4 protein-coding genes and 1 pseudogene are annotated in these 8456 nt (G+C 33.9%); 2 read left to right on the top strand and 3 right to left on the bottom strand.

What is annotated here, in order from left to right:
* The first annotated feature begins 1194 nt into the window (after nucleotides 1-1194).
* Nucleotides 1195-3036, top strand: coding sequence for a serine/threonine-protein kinase (locus F6K22_RS22650; protein ID WP_293103016.1), 1842 nt, complete (start codon nucleotides 1195-1197; stop codon nucleotides 3034-3036).
* A gap of 1333 nt (nucleotides 3037-4369) precedes the next feature.
* Here the strand turns inward: F6K22_RS22650 and F6K22_RS22645 are convergent.
* Complete coding sequence (locus F6K22_RS22645) at nucleotides 4370-4972, bottom strand: alpha/beta fold hydrolase (RefSeq protein WP_293103013.1); 603 nt, start codon at nucleotides 4970-4972, stop codon at nucleotides 4370-4372.
* Nucleotides 4973-5030: 58 nt separating this feature from the next.
* Between F6K22_RS22645 and F6K22_RS22640 the strand changes: the two genes are divergently transcribed.
* A complete protein-coding gene (locus tag F6K22_RS22640; RefSeq protein WP_293103010.1) occupies nucleotides 5031-5585 on the top strand; it encodes an NUDIX hydrolase in 555 nt (184 codons plus the stop codon).
* A gap of 840 nt (nucleotides 5586-6425) precedes the next feature.
* Here F6K22_RS22640 and F6K22_RS42375 read toward each other — a convergent pair.
* A pseudogene (locus tag F6K22_RS42375) lies at nucleotides 6426-6608 on the bottom strand (hypothetical protein); the annotation flags it as partial.
* Nucleotides 6609-6811: 203 nt separating this feature from the next.
* The gene (locus tag F6K22_RS22635) at nucleotides 6812-7378 is read right to left on the bottom strand and encodes a DUF1802 family protein (RefSeq protein ID WP_293103006.1); all 567 of its coding nucleotides are present in this window, start codon (nucleotides 7376-7378) and stop codon (nucleotides 6812-6814) included.
* Nucleotides 7379-8456 lie beyond the last annotated feature (1078 nt).

Raw genomic sequence — 8456 nt, 5'->3', positions numbered from 1 at the left:
CAACTTAATAAACTGCTATTCTTATAATATCATACTTGTCTATAGTAATACCATTTCACAGAATTCTGAATTCTGAATTCAGAATTCTGAATTCAGAAGTTAGATTTGATAGGCTAAAAACTTTGAGAAGAGAAAGGTTTGAGGTAATTATTTGACATTTAAAGTTTGAAACTATTTGTGACATCTTTAAAGTGAATTGGTATAAAAAAAGTTTCTATCTGTGGCAGAATCGGAAAATTTTCAGACAACAAGTAAAGATAGACACGATAAAAAAAGTGATAAACTCAACCAAACTTAAGCAATTTTCTATGTAATTTAATTGTTCAATAAAATTTAATTGCTTTTTTTATGTCAAAAAATAAATGTATAAAAATTGACCACATTTTTTTTACTACTTCTATTGCGAAACTAAACCATAGAGTCATACCTGCTCCACTCAGAGCATTAAAAATTGTTACACCTTTCCGGTTGAGTAATAATATCATGTCCGCCTGAATACTTAGACTAGACCTCTTGCAAAAGTTTTAATTAAATAAATTCAAGGTCTAAAATTAACAATTTCATCTCCCTATTCCCTATTCCCTATTCCCTATTCCCTGACTTCTGCAAGAAGTCTACTTTAGACATCTGGTGATAATCAAAAATCAAATCAATCCCACCCGCAAAAATCATCAATTCTTTCCCCCTACAAAGTAGGGACGTTGCATGCAACGTCCCTACTACTGCCTATCGAAGATTAATAATTAATAATTAATAATTAAATAATTCGCGCCTTGAAGCCTCCCCTTTTAAGGGTAAAACAAAGACAATATTCCTTATATTCAATTCCCGTGCGGTTTTAATCAGAGGTAATTATCAATTATCAATTATCCATTATGCATTATCCATTAATGAATCCCTCTTTTCCGGAGAGGTCTTTTGCTGGACAGAAGACAGAAGGGTTTCTTCCAACGGACACACTACGGGAACGTAATGACAAAAATACGTCATTTTGCGTAAGTTCTAATACTGATAACCTAAAGGTAATAATAGGAGGAAGAGACTATCAAAGATCGATTATATAGTCTTTATAAAGATTTTTCCAGTTTTGTATCAGTATCTTGGAACAGATATGTAACAACTAACTCTACGCTACAATATTGTCAAAGTTAACTTCCTGCTTAATGTACTAATTATCAACAAAAATCCCTAATTATGATGAATCTCCCAGAATTTTTTAACCAACGTTATCAAGTTGAACAAGAACTAGGTTGCAATCAAACTGGAGGTCGAATTACTTATCTAACAACTGATACTACCACCGATACACCCGTTGTCACAAAACAATATCAATTTGCCAATTGGGCAGAATACGAAAGTTACTATAGAGAAATTGAACTGCTAGAACAATTAAATCACCCTAGTATTCCCCGTTATCTCGATTCATTTGAGACAGAAAATGGCTTTTGCTTAGTGCAAGAGTACAAAAATGCTCCCTCTCTTGCCCAAACCCAACTTTGGACAGTAGCAGAAATCAAACAAATTGCTCAAGAAGTATTAGAAGTTTTAGTCTATCTACAGAAGCAAGTACCACCAATTATTCATCGGGATATTAAACCAGAAAATATCTTAGTTGAACGAAATGGTATTCAACTAAAAGTTTACCTAGTAGATTTTGGGTTTGCTCGCAGTGGGTATGGCAATGTAGCAGTTAGTAGTGCAGTCAAAGGTACTCTAGGATTTATGCCACCGGAACAGTTGTTTAACCGGGAACTAACCGAAGCATCAGATTTGTACAGTTTAGGTGCAACCTTAATCTGTTTGTTAACCAATACAAAATCTAGCGATATTGGTAAGTTAATCAATGATAACTATCGAATTAATTTCAAAAAATTGCTGCCGAAAGTAGAACCAGCATTTATTAATTGGCTAGAAAAAATGGTGGAACCAAGCCTAAAATCTCGGTTTCCCAATGCTGAAATCGCCCTCAAAAGCCTAAAATATCTTGGTAATTCAGAAAATAAAACAACTCAAAAAATGCAATTTGGCAGGCAAAAACCCAAGAAAATATTTACTGGAGTAGCAACAATTGGTTTATGTTTGATGGCACTTTATAGTACCATCGCAGCACTAACAACCTGGGGTGAAAATAAATGGTTAAGAACTCGGCACGAACTAGAAGTATCTCGTTCAAATGGGAGAAAACAACATTTGCAACAAGTGCTATTACAAACAGGTCAGTGTCCTCGGTGTGACTTAAGTAATGTTAATTTAGCCTATGCCAACTTGAAGAATGTTAACCTCAAAGATGCTAGTCTAGATGGTGCCGACCTTAATAATTCCCTTCTCAAAGATGCAGAACTATGGAAAGCAAGTTTGGCAGGAATTAATTTGTCAAATGCTAACTTATCAGATGCTGATTTCAGAGGCGCTAAACTCCGGTACGCAGATTTACATTCTGCAAACCTCTGGGGCGCCAATCTAGGATATGCTAATCTTTGGGATGCCAACCTGAATAAAGCAAACCTCCAAAATACTAATTTTTGGGGAGCTAATCTAGGTTATGCCAAGCTAGAAAATGCTAACCTGAAAAATGCTGATCTCCGGCGTGCAAATTTATTTAGTGCTGAGTTAGAGAATGCTAATCTGGAAAATGCCAATTTGGAAAATGCTAAGTTGGATGGTGTCAACCTCAAGGGTGCCAAGTTAAAACAAGCTAATCTCAAAGATACTGTACTCGCAGGTCAAAAAGGTCATAGTTATCGCGCTGTTAATTTAGAGAATGCCGATTTAGAAGGTGCTAATCTCGAAGGTGGCCACTTAGAAAATGCTAATTTATTAGGTGCTTACTTGAAGAATGCTAATCTCAGCGAAGTTTCTCTCGAAGGTGCTGACTTACGGGGTGCCAATCTAACTAATGCCAACCTCAGCAAAGCTTATTTACGGGGAGCAAATCTTCGTGGTGTCAATCTTCGCGGAGCAAAATTGGAGAGTGCAAACTTCCGAGATACTGACCTCAAAGGTGCGATAATGCCAGATGGTAGTATTCATCCTTAAATCACTAGCAGAAGGATTTTATTATATCATGTTCGGTTGAATACTTATTATTAAGGTAGTAGGAAAGCAGCGTAAGTGGAATAAAATAGCAGTCGGAGTAGGAAAGAAATCGAAATACATTCCTTTTCTTTCTCCTTGATAGTCAGGACAAGATATTTTATTTATAACTAATTATCCGGAGATGATATTAAGCAGAAAACTCCATGAATAAATTTTTTATAAACCGTATTCTTTCACTATCATTGAGTTAAGAAAATACCAAATTATGACCTTGATACTAGGGGGGTTTAGGGATAGATATTGATTGAAGAAGTCAGAAGTTAAATTGTCAGCATTTCCTGCGGAATACTATGTAAACAGCGGTCAGCTTTTAGCTTTCCTCCTGGGTCGGAACTGCGAACTTCAACACTTATTATAGCAAATCCGGTTATTATAGGATAGTTACCTAAATATCCAAATCCTTATCAGGCAAAGATTTGGAATTTTCTGAATATCTCCTTACTCCGATCGGATTTAGTATTATAATTAATTACCGAATAATTAAGGTTTAAAGTCTCTCACTCGCCGTGGAGAAACAAGCGGTCGTTTCGCTTCGCGAGATGAAAAGCGTTTCGCTGCGCGAGATGAAAAGCGTTTCGCTGCGCGAGATGAAAAGCGTTAGCGAGAGCTACCGTAGCAAGAGGCAGCTTTCCGTAGGATGGGATGGCGAGGTTTCCCGAAGAGTGCAGAGCCGCTCCGAAGTTCGCCATATCCAATCTCCCCTTGAGAAGAAAAAATTTTCATGATTAGTCAATCCTATCCGTTTTCAAGGAGAGGTAATAATTAATTAATAATTATTAATTATTAATTATTAATTATTAATTTTTGAAGCTCGTCTTGTCTTGATGGAAAGAAATCATTTATTGATATATTTCAGATAATTTCTAGGATAAATAAGTAGCTATTCAGTTAATATAAGTGTTCTTAAACAAATCCTTACTTAATTCCTAAAAAAAATCAGAGCTGATTGCTAATAGCTGTTTGCGAAGCATTCCCGTACGGAAACGGAAATAGTTACCTTAAACTTATAGTTGGGCATTCTCACCACTAACTAAAATTAGGCGGACATTTTTGTTAAATTTTAATCATTTCATATTTCTATTTTAACCAGCTCCTAAATATTTATATCAAGTTCACTCTTATTACTTATAAATAATTTTTAGAGAGGAAGAGTATAAAAGTAAGGAATAGACGATAATTTAAGATAATTTATCTTTCTACTATAGCCTTTCTATAGCCAAAAATAAGATATTTTACTTATAACTAATTATCCGCAGTTGATATTATATGATAACTAACTTCTACAAGTATCAAGAAATTTAATTAAATGTTTGTGAAAATCTTCAGTTTTTCTCATATAACAAGCATGGCCAGCATCATCTAGGATAACTTTTTGAGAATTTGGCATTAATTCTACTAACAAATCAGCTTGTGCTACAGGTACTATCCGATCGTTACTTCCCCAAATAGCTAATGTTGGTAAATTAATCCCTTTTAATTCATCCTGAAAACGCTCAATTCCTACAGGGGAAACTGCGACAAAGCCTCCTAGTTTATCGCAATAATTAATCACAAAAGGCAAACTATAACTGCCACTCATAGAAGGAGATACTAAAATTGGCAAATTTAAGTTTAAATTATTTAATATTTCTCGCAAAAAACCTAAGCTAGAAACTGATATTCTTTGGGAACGACCATAACCAGGAATATCTACTGCAACAGCTCGATAACCTCGCATAGTCAAAAGATTGAGAGTACCTATTTCTTGCCATGTCTGAGCAGTAAAACTTGCTCCATGTAGCAACAAGACACTAACTGCATTTTTTTGGCCAGTTTCTAGGTAATGAATCCGAGCATTTTCCAGATGCAGATATTGAGAATTAATATGGGTATGCATAATTTATTTAAGCCAATTTTATTATTTTAAATCGTACAATAAAAACTGATTACTAAATATGAATATTACTAACAAAAATTCCTGGGAAAACCCAAACAGTTTTGTCGAAATTCGTTCTCCTTGGTTGACCTTAATTGGCGAACATTTGCAAGATAAGCAAGGACAAATTATTGATTATTGGCGGGTAGAAAAGGCTGATTCTGTAATTATATTAACGATTCAATCCGAGGAGTTATTATTACCTATTGCTACATATCGCCCTGGTCTGGGAAAGAAAACTTTAGATTTTCCTGGTGGTAGAGTGCCATCTGGACAAACACCAGTAGCAGCAGTGCCAAAAATTTTACAGCGGGAACTAGGAATAACAGAAGCAGCAATTATTCATCTTAGTCCCCTCAATACCACTGGATGGGCAATTAATAGCTCATTTTCTAATCAAAAACTTTACGGTTTTGTTGCCAAAATAGACTCCACAGTATCAATATCCAACGAATTATTGGGCGCTGTCTATCCTACCACAAAATCAGGTATTCTTAGTTTACTTGAGGATTTAACTTGTCTTCAGTGTCGTGCCTTGTTATTAGAGTGGCAAATTCAAACCTTTTATTGTTAATTTATGCAATACTAATGTAAATCTGTTGCGCTCATTATTTGGTATTTTTTTAATAGTTTTAATACTGGACGAATTACTGATTTTTGTTCTGTTAAATTACTAGCCCCTCTATAGGTTAAGATGTTCCAATATATCGGTAAAGCTCTTTTTTTCCACGCCAGACTAATCATTAATATGTTAATATTCTGCCATTAAGTTATATCTAAAATTAATACTAATTCTGGGGGAAAATTCATAAGTTTCCTACCATTATTTGAACTAAGGGAAACCAGAATATAGGTAAACTTAGTTCCTCAATGGTTGAAAATGTTTGTATATATTTTCGTTTCCTTTATGACTTAATTAGTAAAGCAAAAAAATTAGTTTATTTTGATATTTGTACAGTCTTATGTACTGATATTAAGTATAAAAAATGAATGGTGTAACCAGTCTATTTATAAGACTGGTTTTCTTTTTTATGGCTGTTTTTTGACAACTCATAGATCCTTTGCAATCTTACTACGGTGATTTTCTTTTGATATAGCAATCCTATTTTGTTTGTGTATAAAAATCTTACCGCTTTTAGGGAACGCTTAACTGGGAACAATGAATAGGTGAGAGTTTCGTTTTTTTATCTACTTTTTGATTACCCGCAACCTATGGGCGGATTGCTATAGACTTATATAGATATTTATAGAGAATATTCCTATCAGTTTGAGCCTTAATAATATTGGCTGAAAATTCCTTTAATACCTAAAAATTTTAGACTTAAAAATTTACAATTTGTTCCTTATTTAGATATTTGCTCAGTCTTCAAATACTATGATATGGGTTTAGCAACTTTTTAGTAATGGTACGAATTTATATGCTAAGAATGAAAGCCTTACTAGGATTATACTTGAGAAAGTAGTTTCCATTTTCTCCTCTGACCAAATCATAACTTTTTCCTGCATGTATAGTATGATTTCCCAAACCACTTCTAACCGTATCAGAGCCTTGTTTACCCAGTAGTGAGTCATTTCTCTTATCCCCACTAATCCAATCATTATCATCATTATTATGTTAATCAATTATTTAAACTAATGGCTAATAGCTGACTGCTGTTTATTTACATACCAATCCTAATTATTTACTCTACGCGATGTGCAACTTTCTACGGAATAATCAGCGTTTCTGGGTCAAGAGCGGAAAGTCTGGTTCTCACAACTCCCTAAATTTCGTCGGTTGGAAAAAGTTGCACACGGCGTTTACTCTGTAAAAAATTGACAAATTTCTGAGGATAAGCTCCGATAAGTATCATCATTTAAAACAGGAACTAAGTCGGTAATATTTATTGGTGTAGCTAACTCAATCCAAGAACGACAACCACTATATTCAGGGCGGTAAAAAATCTCATAAACTTGAGAAAGTTTATAAGTTCTCAAAAGTAAAATATAAAGCCTTTGTTGGGGTTTCCAGTTGAAGCGATCGCTGACAAATTTTTCATTCCAAATATGGTAGAAAAACAACTTGTTTAAAATAGACTTATCAGTTACTGGTAAAACATTAGTAATCTCAGCAAAACTACTAATTTTAATTTTTTCAGGATGCCAACCAGAATCTACAATTTGCACCTGGTTGGCATATTTTGATTTGAGTAAATTTGACTGTTGATGTTCAAAAGTTGGGTAGAGTAATATCTGTTGATGTGCAACAGTAAAATTACCCCCCTGTTCCCTAATTCCACCCTTTCTTAGTAACATAATTGTGTTGCCATTTTCTAAAGCATTCACAGCGACATTCCATTCTTTAAGGGCAGCAGTAGTAGTTTCCATAATTATCCGCTTATAGGTACAAATGAAACAATTGATAGTTATCTGAAAATCTGGTTAATTATTGATTATAGAACTAATATTTATATCATATCCTGTCAATTAGCCCTCGAAAAATAACTCTATCTTCTCTCGCCATTATTTATTTATCAGTATTCTACCGGAGATAATATCAGTTGATCTAGTTTTCCCCATACTTTTAATTTTCGATATGAAACAATGACAGAAGAAGAAAAAAGCTGATGGTTAATAGATGAATGTTAATTACTATATTTACTATTTGATGAGGTATGGAATTTTAGGGGAATAGGGAACAGGGAACAGAAGATTAAGATTAAGACTACACTGTAGCTCACCATCCTAAAAAGTGCTTTAATTTCAAAAAAAGCCTGTAACATTAGCAACTTTTTAGCAAAAGTTGAAGATATTAATCGGAAGTTGCGAAAAGTCTGAGAAGATATTTTTCAATAATTAATAATTAACAATTAACAATTAATAATTAATAATTACTTCTCCTTAAAACGGATAGGATTGACCAAAATGATTTTTTTTTCTTCTCTTGGTCGATTGGATATGGTTAGGTAAACCATCCATCCCATCCTACTCCATGCTCCGCAAACGACCGCTTTTTATCCTTAAAAGAAGAGGCTTTAAACCTTGATTATTCGGTAAAGTATCTAGTCTATCTAGGAGGTATAAAGTATCTTATAGCGTTTCCCAAGCTAATGAAGTACAGTTGTTTTTCTTCTTTATTTATTCCTACAGAACCAGAATTACTACTCCCTACTTCCTATTCCCAGTTAAGTGTTCCCAGTTAAGTGTTCCCTAAAACCAGGGAATTTTGTATCTCACGCTTTTTGGGAATTGCTATATGGCTTTTTGAGGTGAGGAATAGGATAAATTTATTAAGGAATGAACTATATATATATAAGTCTTAATATACCAGCTTGAAGAACATTCTCTAAGTATTACTAAAAAGGTAAATAAGAGGACGTTTAAAAGTTTATTAATAATAAGGGGTTTAGTATTGTCAAAATTACAATTGATTAGATACCGACAAAATCAAAACTAACAAGATTGA

The organism is Okeania sp. SIO2F4 (assembly GCF_010672385.1).
Classification (GTDB): Bacteria; Cyanobacteriota; Cyanobacteriia; order Cyanobacteriales; family Microcoleaceae; genus Trichodesmium.
The sequence above is the reverse complement of the archived record's forward strand: the minus strand, read 5'-3'. Positions and strand labels throughout refer to the sequence as shown.